This is a genomic window from Thiomonas sp. X19 (genome assembly GCF_900089495.1).
GTDB lineage: Bacteria > Pseudomonadota > Gammaproteobacteria > Burkholderiales > Burkholderiaceae_C > Thiomonas_A.
This window is the reverse complement of sequence record NZ_LT605203.1, coordinates 4,558,612-4,571,644: the sequence shown is the minus strand read 5'-3', so window position 1 is coordinate 4,571,644 and position 13,033 is coordinate 4,558,612. Positions and strand designations below refer to the sequence as shown.

The 13,033-nt window shown below is 63.3% G+C and carries 18 protein-coding genes and 1 pseudogene; 7 read left to right on the top strand and 12 right to left on the bottom strand.

Translation table 11 applies throughout. From position 1 onward, the window contains the following. The first annotated feature begins 84 nt into the window (after positions 1-84). Positions 85-1,497 carry an FAD-binding oxidoreductase gene (locus THIX_RS22455; protein WP_112487965.1) on the top strand — a complete coding sequence of 471 codons (1,413 nt, stop codon included), beginning with the start codon at positions 85-87 and terminating at the stop codon, positions 1,495-1,497. Positions 1,498-1,624: 127 nt separating this feature from the next. Here THIX_RS22455 and THIX_RS22450 read toward each other — a convergent pair whose 3' ends face one another. Together THIX_RS22450 and THIX_RS22445 are read right to left on the bottom strand one after the other, a co-directional pair. Further along, positions 1,625-2,452 carry a Fic family protein gene (locus tag THIX_RS22450; RefSeq protein ID WP_112487964.1) on the bottom strand — a complete coding sequence of 276 codons (828 nt, stop codon included), beginning with the start codon at positions 2,450-2,452 and terminating at the stop codon, positions 1,625-1,627. Between the two features lie 16 nt (positions 2,453-2,468). Further along, positions 2,469-4,640: a DNA topoisomerase 3 gene (locus THIX_RS22445; protein ID WP_112487963.1), complete on the bottom strand. Its 2,172-nt coding sequence runs from the start codon at positions 4,638-4,640 to the stop codon at positions 2,469-2,471. Positions 4,641-5,052: 412 nt separating this feature from the next. Here THIX_RS22445 and THIX_RS22440 point away from each other — a divergent pair, with 412 nt between their 5' ends. After that, positions 5,053-5,619, top strand: coding sequence for a lytic transglycosylase domain-containing protein (locus tag THIX_RS22440; RefSeq protein ID WP_112487962.1), 567 nt, complete (start codon positions 5,053-5,055; stop codon positions 5,617-5,619). 1 nt (position 5,620) lies between these two features. On the opposite strand, the gene THIX_RS22435 is transcribed toward THIX_RS22440, so the two are convergent. The 9 genes from THIX_RS22435 to THIX_RS22395 are packed head-to-tail and all read right to left on the bottom strand — an operon-like array spanning position 5,621 to position 10,601. Continuing rightward, the gene (locus THIX_RS22435; RefSeq protein WP_232054275.1) at positions 5,621-5,947 is read right to left on the bottom strand and encodes a chorismate mutase; all 327 of its coding nucleotides are present in this window, start codon (positions 5,945-5,947) and stop codon (positions 5,621-5,623) included. A gap of 8 nt (positions 5,948-5,955) precedes the next feature. Continuing rightward, positions 5,956-6,213 (bottom strand): hypothetical protein, encoded by a 258-nt coding sequence (locus tag THIX_RS22430; protein ID WP_146748663.1) that lies wholly within the window; start codon positions 6,211-6,213, stop codon positions 5,956-5,958. 30 nt (positions 6,214-6,243) lie between these two features. Then, complete coding sequence (locus THIX_RS22425) at positions 6,244-7,044, bottom strand: nucleotidyl transferase AbiEii/AbiGii toxin family protein (RefSeq protein ID WP_158540986.1); 801 nt, start codon at positions 7,042-7,044, stop codon at positions 6,244-6,246. Then, positions 7,019-7,318: a hypothetical protein gene (locus tag THIX_RS22420; RefSeq protein ID WP_112487958.1), complete on the bottom strand. Its 300-nt coding sequence runs from the start codon at positions 7,316-7,318 to the stop codon at positions 7,019-7,021. Before THIX_RS22420 ends, THIX_RS22425 begins: the two co-directional genes overlap by 26 nt. A gap of 24 nt (positions 7,319-7,342) precedes the next feature. Continuing rightward, a complete protein-coding gene (locus THIX_RS22415) occupies positions 7,343-7,906 on the bottom strand; it encodes a hypothetical protein (RefSeq protein ID WP_146748662.1) in 564 nt (187 codons plus the stop codon). Continuing rightward, complete coding sequence (locus THIX_RS22410) at positions 7,899-8,861, bottom strand: ParB N-terminal domain-containing protein (RefSeq protein WP_112487956.1); 963 nt, start codon at positions 8,859-8,861, stop codon at positions 7,899-7,901. The genes THIX_RS22415 and THIX_RS22410 overlap by 8 nt, the downstream gene beginning before the upstream one ends. A gap of 18 nt (positions 8,862-8,879) precedes the next feature. Continuing rightward, complete coding sequence (locus tag THIX_RS22405; protein ID WP_112487955.1) at positions 8,880-10,109, bottom strand: DUF1376 domain-containing protein; 1,230 nt, start codon at positions 10,107-10,109, stop codon at positions 8,880-8,882. Beyond that, entirely contained in the window at positions 10,106-10,315 is a 210-nt protein-coding gene (locus tag THIX_RS22400) for an AlpA family transcriptional regulator (RefSeq protein WP_112487954.1), read from the bottom strand. Before THIX_RS22400 ends, THIX_RS22405 begins: the two co-directional genes overlap by 4 nt. Continuing rightward, positions 10,308-10,601, bottom strand: coding sequence for a YdaS family helix-turn-helix protein (locus tag THIX_RS22395; RefSeq protein WP_112487953.1), 294 nt, complete (start codon positions 10,599-10,601; stop codon positions 10,308-10,310). Before THIX_RS22395 ends, THIX_RS22400 begins: the two co-directional genes overlap by 8 nt. A gap of 132 nt (positions 10,602-10,733) precedes the next feature. Here THIX_RS22395 and THIX_RS22390 point away from each other — a divergent pair, with 132 nt between their 5' ends. The 5 genes from THIX_RS22390 (at position 10,734) to THIX_RS22370 (ending at position 12,766) form a co-directional block, all read left to right on the top strand. Continuing rightward, positions 10,734-11,351 carry a helix-turn-helix transcriptional regulator gene (locus THIX_RS22390; RefSeq protein WP_172979025.1) on the top strand — a complete coding sequence of 206 codons (618 nt, stop codon included), beginning with the start codon at positions 10,734-10,736 and terminating at the stop codon, positions 11,349-11,351. A 114-nt stretch (positions 11,352-11,465) separates the two neighbouring features. Further along, a complete protein-coding gene (locus tag THIX_RS22385) occupies positions 11,466-11,894 on the top strand; it encodes a single-stranded DNA-binding protein (protein ID WP_112487951.1) in 429 nt (142 codons plus the stop codon). Next, positions 11,891-12,097, top strand: a complete 207-nt coding sequence (locus THIX_RS22380; RefSeq protein WP_112487950.1) for a hypothetical protein — start codon at positions 11,891-11,893, stop codon at positions 12,095-12,097. Before THIX_RS22385 ends, THIX_RS22380 begins: the two co-directional genes overlap by 4 nt. 168 nt (positions 12,098-12,265) lie before the next feature. Beyond that, positions 12,266-12,478 carry a hypothetical protein gene (locus THIX_RS22375; protein WP_112487949.1) on the top strand — a complete coding sequence of 71 codons (213 nt, stop codon included), beginning with the start codon at positions 12,266-12,268 and terminating at the stop codon, positions 12,476-12,478. 15 nt (positions 12,479-12,493) lie between these two features. After that, positions 12,494-12,766 carry a hypothetical protein gene (locus tag THIX_RS22370; RefSeq protein WP_112487948.1) on the top strand — a complete coding sequence of 91 codons (273 nt, stop codon included), beginning with the start codon at positions 12,494-12,496 and terminating at the stop codon, positions 12,764-12,766. A 70-nt stretch (positions 12,767-12,836) separates the two neighbouring features. Here the strand turns inward: THIX_RS22370 and THIX_RS22365 are convergent. Continuing rightward, positions 12,837-12,959: pseudogene (locus THIX_RS22365) on the bottom strand (MFS transporter); the annotation flags it as partial. Positions 12,960-13,033: the final 74 nt, after the last annotated feature.

The following is a 13,033-nucleotide window of genomic DNA, read 5'->3' as shown; positions in this document are numbered from 1 at the left end:
TCAATACCCAGGATCTGCGCCTGAAATGTGACGAATGGACCGGTCCACAATGTGCTTGATTAACCAACCCCAGGGGGACGTCAAATGACTGCCGTGGCGAAAAGCGAGAAGGCGCAGATCATCACTCAACTGAGGGAATTATTCGGTGAGCGATGTGCACTGGGTCAAACCATTCGCGATCAGCACGGAAAAGATGTCTCCTTTCATCCGACATGCCCACCTGATGCCGTCGTCTTTGCGAAGTCCACGCAGGATGTCGCAGCAGTTGTCGATATCTGCCACGCATCTTCAGTTCCTGTCATTCCATTCGGTACGGGAACATCCTGTGAGGGAGGAATCGGGGCGATCTCAGGCGGCATATGCATTGATCTGTCGCAGATGAATGCCATCCTCGAAGTCAACACCGCAGACTTCGATTGCCGAGTACAGGCCGGAGTGACGCGAAAACAGTTGAACGCTGAATTGCATGGCACCGGGCTTCACTTTCCAATCGATCCGGGCGCGGATGCCTCTCTTGGCGGCATGGCGTCGACGCGCGCGTCAGGAACGAATGCGGTGCGCTATGGCACGATGCGTGACAACGTGATGTCACTTCAGGTCGTGATGTCCAGTGGAGAGATTATCGAAACGGGTGGGCGCGCCAGGAAATCTGCAGCAGGCTATGACTTGACCCGCCTGTTTACAGGTGCTGAAGGGACTTTGGGGATCATCACCGAGTTGACGCTCAGACTGCATCCACTGCCAGAAGGCGTGAGTGCGGCACGATGTGGCTTCCCCAGTCTGCAGACAGCCATCGACACAGTCATCCAGGTGATCCAGACAGGTATCCCCATTGGCCGCATCGAATTTCTGGATGAACTGCAAGTTGCAGCCTGCAATCGCTATTCGAAGCTTAATCTGCCTGAGGTGCCAACGTTGTTTTTCGAGTTTCAAGGTTCCCCCGCGAGCCTCGCAGAACAAGTCGAGATGGTTGAGGCCATCGCGCGCGACAACGGAGGCTCTGGCTACGCTTGGGCGACGACGCCCGAGGCTCGCTCCCAACTCTGGCAAGCGCGGCACGATGTGTGGTGGGCAGCGCTAGCGCTGCGTCCAGGATGTCATGGCATACCAACCGATGCGTGCGTACCGATCTCCATGCTCGGTGATGCCGCAGTTGCTGCTCGGCAAGACGTTCTGGAGTTGGGGTTGACTGCGCCGATGTGCGGACATGTTGGTGATGGCAATTTCCACCTGTGCATCGTTGTCAACCCCGACGATGCCGATGAAATGACGCGCGCAGCGGAACTCAACGCCCGCTTGATGCGGCGCGCCATCAGACTCGGTGGGACATGCACGGGGGAGCATGGCATTGGATACGGAAAGCTCGATTTTCTTGAACTCGAACGTGGCCCTTCAATGCACGCCATGGTTGCGATCAAGAAGGCCCTGGACCCCCGCAACATCATGAATCCGGGCAAGGTCCTGCGTGTGACAGACCGATATGACACGTTCCAATGATGAAGTTTTTCAGCCTTGGCGGCCATGTGCTGACGTGCACCCTCCAGGTGGCGGGCACGTTCATTCATGTCGTTGATTTTACTTCCGCTCCTCCCACTTCCCCATGGCATTTCTGCCGGAATGATGGTTAACGCTCGACACCTGTCCGCCCTGGTCGTTTCACGCGCCGCTGGGTCTGCTCTGGTTCTCGTCCTGGCTGCCTGCCTTCAATGACTTCAAGATAGCTGTCTAGGGAACGTATCGTCTCTTGAGCCACTAGGCGCGTGATGTCGCCATAGTCTCTGGTCACGCAGGCGCGATCAAGCGCGTCGTAGTAGGCGGGCCGGTTCTCTGCGCGAATCACCGCTGGGGGATACCCATCCTGCATGAGCACGGCATTCATCAGCAGTCTTCCGGTGCGGCCATTGCCGTCAACGAACGGGTGGATTTCGACGAAGCGGGTATGAAATTCCGCAGCGCGTGCCACGGGATGCAGGCCACCCGATGGCGTGCTGTTGAGCCACCGCATCAGTTCGGTCATGCGCTCGGGCACTTGCACTGCGGCGGGCGGCGTATGACTCGCCCCTACGATGGCGACGTTTTCTGTGCGGTAGCGCCCGGCATACTCCGGGGCTATGCCTTTGAGTACGATCTGGTGGATGCCGCGCACGTCCCATTCGGTCATCTGCTTGCCCGACTGGATGAGCGATTCCACCGCCCCGATGGCTTCCTGATGGTTGATCGCTTCGAGGTGCTCCCTCAGCGATTTGCCGCCCACGGTAATGCCTTCGAGCACGACCTGCGTCTCACGCAGCGTCAGGGTGTTCCCCTCGATGGCGTTGGAGTTGTAGGTCCACTCCAGCGCCAGTTTGTCATGCAGACTAGCGAGCGTTGCTGGCGGCAGCGGGCGACGGGCGTCGAGCAGCGCCTTGCGGGTGTCAATGAGCTTTAGCAGCGCGGCTAGTGATTGGGACATAGGTCGATTCTAGGTTTTACGCTCGGGCTCCCGCCTTGTCTTCCCACTTCGCCCCAAGCTTGCCTTCATCCTTGCGATCCGGCCACCAAGCCCCCTTGCACCCGCCGCAGCGGTAGTAAGCCTTGCCGGTCTTGGTTTCATTCCTGAAGGTGGACTTCTTGCAGGTCGGGCACTTCGGGCCGGATGCGGGCGCTTTGCTTGCTGCGCCATCGCCCTGCGGCTTGTCCTCGAATCGCTTGCCGGGTTTGCCGCCGTCGTCGCCGAATGCGGCGTCGCAATCCAGGCAGCGGTGATAGGTCGCCGCGGCCTTGCTGGTGCGTTTGGCGCATCGGCTGCCGCCGCAGGCGGGGCAGGCGTGGAGAATGGCGGGCGCTGCGCCGAGCTGGCCGACCAGCAGCTTTTGGGTAGACTCGCGCACGCTGTCGATCTGTTCCGTCATGAAGGCGTTGAACGTCGCCCGGGCGCTGGCCACTGCTGCCAGGGCATCTTCCTGTAGGGCGGTCGTGCCGGGATCGGCCAGCTCAGGGGCGACCTTGCGCAGCATGTCGATCAACTGCACGCCGCGGTCGGTCGGGTGAATCTCCTTCTTTTTGCGCTCAGCGTATTCGCGGGCGATCAGCACTTCGATCATCGACGCGCGCGTCGCCTCCGTGCCTAGGCCGGAGGTCTCTTTGAGACGGGCTTTGAGCTTCGGGTCGGTGACCAGCTTGTGCACGCCGGTCATGGCGGCGATGAGCGTGCCGTCGGTGTAGGGTTTTGGCGGACTGGTGCGCTTGGCCTGCACTTGCGCGGACTCGCAGGCCAGTTGCTGGCCCTCGGTCAGGATGAGCAGCCTGGCGGGCAGTTCGTGCTCGCCGCCTTCCGCGCTGTTGTCAGCTTGGCCGAGCTGCGTCCATCCAGGTTCCTGCACGATGCGGGCGCTGGCCTTGAAGCGCTCTGCACCGGGAAAGGTGAACAGGGCTTCGCGGGTCTCGAAGGTTTCCGGCGGCATGAACAGGCGCAGGTAAGACTCGCGCAGCAGGCTGTACACCCTTTTCGCGTTCTCGGACAGGCCCGAGACCTCGGCGAGGCTGCGGCCTGTAGGAATGATGCCATGATGTGCTTCCACCTTGGCGGTATTCCAGGCGGGATGGCGGCGTTCAGGGTCGATGCCCGCGATGTCCGCTGCGCCCAGGGCGCGAATGATCTGCGCGGCAGCGGCGTGCATTTCGATGGGGAGCCAGGGACAGTCGGAGCGCGGGTAGGTGGCGAGCTTGGCTTCGTAGAGTTCCTGGGCCGCGGCCAGCGTGTCCTTGGCGGAGAGTCCCAGTCGGCTGCTGGCGGTTTTCTGCAGGGTGCTGAGGGCATAGGGCATCGGTGCCTGACGCTCGCCCGCCTTGCGGGTGAAAGCGGCGATGGTCGCACGCTGGCCCTGCACCGTCTTAGCGCAGGCTTCGGCGGCGGACTTGTCCAGCAGCAGGCCGTCGTCGGTCTGCAGGTCTTCGGGGATCTGCCAGAGGGCGCGGATGTCGCCATCAAGGGCTGCCTGCACCTGGTAGTGATCGCGCGGCTTGAAGTGCTCGATCTCGCGCTGGCGGTCAACGAGCAGCGCCAGGGTGGGGGTCTGCACGCGGCCCACGCTCCAGGCCCCCTGCACCCCGCGGGCTTGCAGATTGCGGCTCAGGGCGATGGAGGCGTTCATGCCCATGAGCCAGTCGGCACGCTGGCGGGCCAGAGCGGATTCGTAGAGGGGGCGCAAGGTGTCGTTGTTCTTGAGGGTCGCCAGCGCGCGCCGCACGCTCTCGTCATCCAGGCTGGACAGCCACAGGCGCAGGGTCTTGCCCTTCCAGTTGAGGAACAGCAAGACTTCATCGACCAGCAACTGCCCTTCACGGTCGGCGTCGCCCGCGTTGACGACTTCGGTCGTGTCTTTGAGCAAGTCCCGAATCACCTTGATCTGCTTGCCCGCGCCGCCATCGCGAGGTGAGAGCTTCCATGCGCTGGGGATGACCGGCAGGTGGGATGCCGTCACTCTGCCGCCGTCCACATAGTCCTCGGGCTTGGCCTGCTCCAGCAGATGGCCGAAGCACCAGGTCACGCGAGTTTTGAGGCTTGGGCAATCGATGTAGCCGTCCGCTTTTCTGGCTCCGCCCAGCACGCTGGCGATGGCTTGGGCGACAGAGGGTTTTTCGGCAATGATGAGGCGCATGCTGTGTCTCCAGGAAGGGGTGGTTCTCTGGGGACTCTGCGCGGTGGGGTCATGGGGCAGTTGTCCCACGCTCGCAGAGTCAGGGTCAGACGCCAACGTCTGGCGTCGCTCAAGCAGCACGGTGCACAGTTTGAGGCGATTGCGCTGCGCAATGCGGTTCGCGCACATGTGGAGCACCGGCTATTGCCCGTGGGCTCCCACGTCGTGCGTTTTGAATGCTCAGAAACAGGGGGCTTGGCATGAAGTCGCGGGTATCCGTCGCGGTCCGATACTGGGCCACCCTCGCCCTCTGCGCGGTGGCCTTGTCCGGCTGCGGCGGCGGGGAAGCTCGCACGCCGGGTTCGCCTTCGGCCCCCGATCAGCGAGCGACCACCCCTGCGCCGCAATCTGTCGTTTCTTCACCTTCCACCCAATGAGCGCTATCGCCTTGATGGAGCAATGCGCACCACAGGTCGCGCCGGTGACCCTGGCCGCCATCGTGCAGCAGGAAAGCGGCGGCAATCCGCTGGCCCTGCACGACAACACCAGCGGCAAGAGCTATGCGCCGGCAACAGTGGCCGAGGTCGCACGGCTGGCGAGGGAGTTGATCGCCCAGGGGCACTCGGTGGACATCGGCCTAGCGCAGATCAACAGCAGGAATCTGCCCAGTCTGGGGCTGGGCGTCGATCAGATTCTCGATCCCTGCATGAATCTGAGCGCTGCGCAGACGGTTCTGTTGGAAGGTTGGTCGCGCTCTGGCGATCTGCGCTCCACTTTGTCGGCGTACAACACCGGCAAGCTCAGCAGCCCAGTGGGAATGGCTTATGGGGAAAAGGTTTTCGGAAAAGCAGGCGTCGTCGTGCCAGCCATTCCGGGCGGGCAGATCGCGTCATGGGCCACTGTCGGCGCCGCGCTGCCGCCGGTGCGGCCTGTCGTCACCTGGACGCCGCAGGCGAGCCCGCTGGCGCCCAAGGGTGATGGGCTGGCCGCGAAGTGGTGATTCACCGCTCGTTGCCGTGATCTTTCCGGCCGCGCGGCGGCTGGCTTGATCCGGGGCGTTCTGGGGTGATGGCTTCACCGTGCTGACGCACCACTGCTGCGATGATGTCACGAAACAGACCCGTGACCAGAGCCGGGTCGAGGCCATTTGCCCGCGCGAGTTGCTCATAGCGCAACTGCTGGGCAGATTCGCGCTCGGTGTCCACCGCGGGCAGCGCATGATGCGCCTTGAGTTGTCCGACCTGCCGGGTGACCGTGAAGCGTCTGGCGAGAAACTCAATGAGCTGCTCGTCGATGGCGTCGATCTCTGAGCGCAAGGTCTGCAACATCCTCTGCATCACTTCTGGCCTTGTCGGGTGGCGCCAGATGCGCCTTGATCGCGATCCGCTGCCAACAAAGCCATGCCGCGGGCGATGCCCTCGGTCTTCTGCCTGTCGGCTTCCTCATGGGACAGCCTGAACACTCCCTTGGGAAGAAGGATGCGTGTGCGGCCGAGGCTGTGAACGGCGTCGTTGAAACGCCCGAACTCCTCCAGCGCTCCGGCTCTGGCGTGCAGGGTGATGGGGTGGGGGTTCCGGTGGCCGACGGTTTTCATGATCCGCATTATCCTGCGCCGCCCGCGCGGTCAGCGTGCGATGTCGCGCTTGCGCCTGGATGCGATACGAGGCTTTGGCACACACCGTTGATCGGCTTCGCGCTCCAGGCGTAGCGCGCCCGACATGCTTGCGACCTCGAACTCCCGAAAACCTGCCTCGAAATAGTCCCGCATGACATCGAGTGTGGGCTTGCTGCGGCCTGCGAGCTGCAAATAGCCTTCATCGGAAGCCTCCGGTCGCCCTGATGTCATCCGCGATTTTGCGATGTCGTATTTCGAAGGCTGGCCAGACTCGACAAAGGCGTTGTGCAGATCGGCGATGGTGTAGCCTTCCTCGGTCATCAGGGTGTGCAGGTCGTACCAGTCCCGCGTCTTCGATCGATCTGCGCAGACCAGCGCTTTGGTCTTGAAAATCTCATCGAGGGTGGCAACCCGCAGGGGCGACGCTGCATCCCCACCGATCAGCGTCCTGGCGGATTGATCCAGACTGACCAATGTCAACTTGACGCTGCATTGCGCGACGAAGTTCTGCTGGTAATCGGCAAGGTCAAGGCCGGATTCGAAAAATTCTTCTTCAGCAGCAAGATCGTGCTGGCGCACGCAGTCGATGCCGTGGCGGGCGAGTGCATCCATCAGCCTTGGGATGCGCACCACCGGAAGTTTCCCTTCGGAGTAGGCCAGATCAAGGTCTTCGCTGACTCTGTGGCCGATGCGCAGCGTCAGGGCAGAGCCGCCGACCAAGACAAACCCTCGCAGCAACGGCGCCACCTCAGGGTGTTGCAGCGCCTGCCAAAGCGCTGCCGTGTCAGGTCTCAGCGCGGAGGTGAGCATGGGCGTCTCGGGCATTTTGGAGCAGGTCATTAGTGATCTTGCGCGCACGCAGCGCGCCCGGGTCTTGCGCGGCCAGCAGGATGGCCCATTGCCTTTCCAACGGATCGAGTCCGAACGCGATCAGGGCGTCCAAAAACAGGTCGAATCCAGGATGAATCAGCACCTGGCGCATCCACACCTCGTCCGGCGCCTGCGGGTTGGACCATACGAGCGCCGGGTATTTTCTGCGGAACGCGGCAGGGCTTTCGGTGGGTTTCTGTCGAGTCTGTGCCATACCCTTGCAATGCCTCCGGCCCCATTATCCTGCGGCGCGTGAGTCTTGTTCCAAGCCGCTGCGGTTCTGACGCACCACCTTGCGCAGCCGCCACCTGTTCTTGCCGCACCGCCGGGCGACTTCGCTGAGGGGTCGGTCGCAGTGAGTGACCAGCGCGACTGTGGTCGGCAGGCCGTGCAGGGATTTGCGGCTGGCGAGTTCGAGGTCATCCCGGATCTGCTCTTCGGCCTGGCGCTGCGCGCGGGCGATGAGCGCGGTCTCCACCCCCGGTGCCTGCATCGCATCGGGCAGCCTCTGGCGGATGGGTGGGTCGTGGTCATCGGTCAGGATGTCATCGAGCGAGGACATCGGCCGCCAGCGCTCGACCAAGCCCCACATGCGGCCCATGATGTAGTTCTTGGGGGTGCCCAGCAGGGGATTGAAGGCATCCAGGCCTGCGGCGTGCTCCAGACAGAAGAGGTACAGGCTCTGGCGCACATCGTCCATGCTCAGGGTGCTGACTCCTGTAAACAGATGGACCTGTTCATCGAGCAGGCTCGTGAACAGCGCCTGGGCGGCCTGTGTTGTCGTCATCTGCGATTCATTCATGGCCTGCTCCCTGCCGATGGGTGAGATAGACATCGACCGCTTCCTGCAGGATGTCGTCCAGATCGCGATTCTCGTCGGCCATGATGCGCTGCAGGGCTTGCTTTTGATCCTGCCGCAGGGTGAGCGTGATGGCATTGTCCGACGGCGGGTTTTCTTCTTGCCAATCGATGTCCTGTTCGGCGGATGCGCAGGCTTGCGCGGAAGCCGCCGCGCAGGCTTGTGCCGCTTCACACTCCGTGTGCGCTGCTGAGGGTGAAGCTTCTGATGCGGCGGGCGCCAGTTGCCGTTGTCGGCGCGCCTCCTTCTGCCGCGACGCCTGACGGACTTCGTCGCAGCGGGCCACGGTGATGGTGTCGCTGGAGTCCAGCACGGTGCCCTGCTCGGTCGGGTCGAGCGCGGCGAAGGACTCCCAGGCGGAGACCGACTGCAAGCGCCCCAAGCTGGCCAGTTCGCGCGCCAGGGGGTTGCGGGCGAAGGACAGCATGCCGCTCACCCAGGCCTCGCGCCGGGCGAGTGCCTTGGCGATACTCGGCGGCGTCATGCCGGCGGAGACCAGACGCAGCACCGTGTCGGCGGCATCTTCCAGACTGAACTCCTGCCGGTGCATGTTCTCGGTGGCGCGCAGCACCACGGGCGCGGCGCCGATGGGCGAGAACACCCGCGCCAGCAGGGTGCGCCAGCCCAGCAGGCGGGCGGCGCGCACACGTCGTTCACCGTAGATCAGCGACCAGTTCTTCCCTGCGGCGCGCACGCCGATGGGTTGAAGCTGGCCGACGATTTCCAGGCTTTTCGCCAAATCGTCGAGGGTGTCGGCATCGAGGCGACGCACGGGGAAATCGCTCTCGGTCTGCACGGCGTCCAGAGGAACGGCGCGCAGTTGCTGCGGGTCGGCGCCGGGGGTGCCGAAGTCCAGGGGAAGGGCTGTGGTGGAGGTCATGGCGGTCGCTTGCATCATGGGGAAGGGTTGAGAGGATCAGGCGCTGGCGGCGCGGCGGGTGAATTTGTCTTGCAGGGCGGCGAGCTGGGCTCGGATGGTTTCCGGGGCGGGTGGGGACTCCTTGGGCGGGGTGGCGGTTTGCGGAGGCTGGTGGTTGCGGGCGCGCACGGCGTCGAGCTGGGCGGCGCGTTTGCTGGCGGCCATCCAGTCGGCTCTCACCTTGCTGGCGTCGGCCAGCAGGGTGCCGAGGTCGTGTCCCTTGCGGACGTACCAGTCGTGGTTGCTCTGGAGGTAGTGAGCAGCGACGGCCGGGGCTTGCTGACCCAGGCTGCGGGTGAGGCTGGCGAGCTGGTAGTTCACCTTTCCGTCGCGCAGCGGCGGGGCGTCGTAGCGGGACTGGAAGGCCTCGCTGTAGTGCTGCCAGAGTTGCTCGGCGAGGTGTTTTTCTGCAAGGGTGAGCAGCGGGTGTTTGCCTTTGGCCTTGCCGTCCATCGGCGCCGGGTTGGGGGTCGTGTCTTGTGTCTGAGAGATGGGGGGCGGCGAAGGCGCGTCAGCGACTGCAGCCGCAGGCATGGATTGAAGGATGGGCAGGTGACGCTGGGGCTGTGACGCGGTGATGGGCGTCACTGGCTGCGTCACGGTCGGCATCACAGGTGACGCGTTACGTGCGTCACTCCCTTTCTCTTTCTCTTCTTCTTTAGGGGGTGGGGTGTTGGGAGGGGGCGTCACAGGTGACGCGTCACTTCCGTCACTGGTGACGTCACGCGGCGTCACTTCGGGCGTCACATGTGACGCTGCTGAGTCGGCGTCACGCTCGGCTTTCTGCCGGGCGCGCAGGCGGCGCATGCGCTCGGCGCTGCTGCTGATGCGCCGGGCTGGGGCGCTGTCGTCGAGCCGGTCTCGCACTTTGTCAAAGGCGTCCAGTGCGAACTCGGCGATGACGGGGTGATACAGACGGCCGTCGCTGCACAACATCCATCCGCGCAGCGCCTGCTCTTTGATCTTGCGCCAGCGCTGCGGGGTGACGTGGGCCAGCCAGGCCAAGGATTTGTCGTCCGAGGGCAGACTGGCCGCGGGCACCTGCTGCCAGCTCGTCATCATCAGCGTCATGCCGACCTTGAAGGCGGGGCAGTCGGTCTGGGCGATGAAGTCGGAGTTGAGCACTCGCGTCACGTCCAGCGGCATGTGAGGCATGGCGCGCAGGTCGCAGGTGGGTGGGGTGAGAGGGGCGGGGCTGATGTCACGGCTGGGAGAGACCTGCGTCATGCCGCCCTCCCCTGCTCCGCCATCGTTTGTGCCCCCGGATCCACCACCTGCACCAGATCGGCGACCCGCCAGCGGGTGAGGCCGCCGATGCGCACGGGCTGCGGCAAGACCCCTGCGCTGACGTTACGCCAGAAGGTCGATCGGCCCATCGAAAGCATGCGGGCCGCTTCCTCCGCAGTCACGAGTAGTCTCAGGGGTTCATTCACGGCTGTCCTCTCGCGGTGGCCCGGCGCCGGGCGTGGATTCGGTCACGGCCGGCGCACCCGGTGCGCGCACCAGTTCCGGCCAGATCAGATGCCAGTCGTTGGGTCGGAGATCCCAACGGCGAACCGCCAGCGCGGACTCGATTGCATAGCATCGCCGCGGGGGTACCGGACGCAGCCCCTTGATCCATTGATGCAGGGTGGGGGGCCTCACGCCGATCATGCGTGCACAAGCGGACAGACCGCCATGGGCTGAGGTCGCTTCGGACAGGCGGGTGTTGGTTCTCATCAGGTCAGTATAAGGTATTGCATTATTTTATGAAAGTGCATTGCCTTATTTTTCGCTTTGCGTTCAAATAAGGCAATGCTTACAGGCAAAGAACTAGGTGCTGCGATTGAGGCGGCGCGACTGAAAAAGGGCGTGTCGAAGGTCACCCTGGCGCGCGCCATGGAGATCAAGCCGCCGTCTGTACAGGACTGGATCCACCATGGTCGCGTGGCCAAGTCTCGCCTCGGCGCCCTGTTTCAATATTTCTCAGACGTCGTCGGGCCGGAACACTGGGGGGTGCGCGAAGAGTGGGGATACAACCCCTCCCTGCGCATCGTCGATGGGATGGTCACCCTGCCTCAGTACGACCTGAAGGCGGCCGCGGGACCGGGGCGCTACCTGGAAGCCCAGTTGCGCGTCGGCGCTGTGCAGGTCTGTCAAGACATCGTGGCCCGCATCCTGCGCAACTCAGGCGTGGCGCTGGCTTCGCTTGCGCTGGTCACGGTCGCAGGCGACTCGATGGAGCCCACGATCAATGACGGCGACATCGTCGTCATTGATCGATCGGTGGAAACCATCGATCGTGACGGCGTCTACCTCTTCACCTTCGGCGACGAAACCTTTATCAAACGCATCCAGCGCATGCCGAAGTCCCTGTCCGTCAACTCGGACAATGGTCTCTACAAGGGCTGGGAGATCTCTCCTGAAGAAACGTCCAGCTTGCACGTTCACGGCCGCGTGATCTGGGCATGGCTCGGCAAGCCAATCTGAGCGTCGGCGGCCCAGTGAGCGCCCTGGTTCAATCTGTAAAACAATAGGGAATACCTATTTACTGGATGTTAGGCATTACGTACTATTCGTTCCATCCCCTCGATGGAGTGAAGCATGGCCTCTCTCAACAAGGTGCAACTGATCGGTCACCTCGGCCGCGACCCCGAGGTGCGTTATACCGCAGACGGCGTGGCCGTCGCCACGCTCGCGCTTGCGACCTCACGCACCTGGAAAGACAAGGGCGGCGAGCGACGTGAAGACACCGAATGGTCGCGCGTCGTGCTATTCGGGCGACTGGCCGAGATTGCGGCGGACTTTTTGTCCAAAGGCACACAGGCTTATGTCGAGGGCCAGTTGCGCACGCGCAAATGGGCCGACAAAGATGGGACGGAACGGCATACAACCGAGGTCGTTGCCGATGAGTTGCTGTTGCTGACCCGACGGGAGAAGGACAAGCCTGCCGAAGCAGCCGCTGCTGCTGCGACTGCGACAGGCGGGCTGGAATGGCCTGTGCTGGACGATCCGTCGGGGCGCGCGTCATGATGTTCAAACGCTACCCCGTGAACGATGCCTTTGTCGGTGACCGCGATGGGTTCGCCGGGCTCGACCCGAATCCGGCGCTCTGGCGGCGCGAAGCCTACCGACGCGGTTACGCGCAGGGCCTGCTCACTCGTGCGGAGCGGATTGCTCAGGGCGCTATGCCGTTGCCAGTGGCGGGGCGTTCGACCGCGGAGGTACGGCAGTGACACGCTACCGCGATGTGTCCTCATCCACCGGCCCTTCAACTGCCGCGGGACCCAGCGCTGCCAGGAGCCACGATGAGGCCTGGTTGCTTGCCCATCCGAAGCAGAACGGTGCAGAAAATGCTTGGTGCAAGGCCAGCCAGGGCGATTTCTGATGAAGGAGTATTCGACATGCAATACGTCGGCATGACGTTCATCGTCGCCTTCTTGGCCCTCGTGTGGTTCGCGGACCTGTTCATGCGCGCACCGCTCGGAATCAAGCTGCTTTTTCTGTCTCCTCTGCTGTGGGCGACGGCCAAGCTCTTGTGGGCCGTTTACAAGCGGCTGGCCTGGGAAATCAAGCGTCGTCGCAGGGCCGCGCGCAACCAGCGCGTCGCAGATTGAACAGGAGGCCACACCATGCTCAAGGAATGGCTTGTATGCCCGCAACAGCTCATTGCGTTCGCGCGCATCGGCCTGCACCCTAGTCCTGCTGACATCGAGGCGGCGATCCGCTGCCTCGACAAGGCGCAGGATGCCATGCGCAACAACGGCCAAAGCGCGGTCGCGCTGCACCCAGCCCGTGCGGCGCTGGTCTCTTTGCGCTGGGGCCATCTGCCGCATCGGGATGCCTGCATTTCGGCGGTCGCGAACCTGGGCGCGGTGATGGCGCTCGGTGAGGAGGTGGAGTAGGCGTGGGGCAGAGGGACATCGGACTCATGGTCGTCAGCTCAAGGGGACAAGGTTTGATCTACGACGTGTAGCCTGCCGTGCTGATGGAAATCCCAAAGTCTCGCGCGACCTCTTGGAGGAGCCCCATGACGACGAACTCTGTCGTCCCGATGCCGAATGCGCCGGCCGCGAGGGCCCAGATGGCAATCGGCATTCTGTTCTTGCTCGATGATTCTTTGCTCACGACCTCTCCTGAAGTTGGATCAAATCGAATCGGACGTTCGTGGG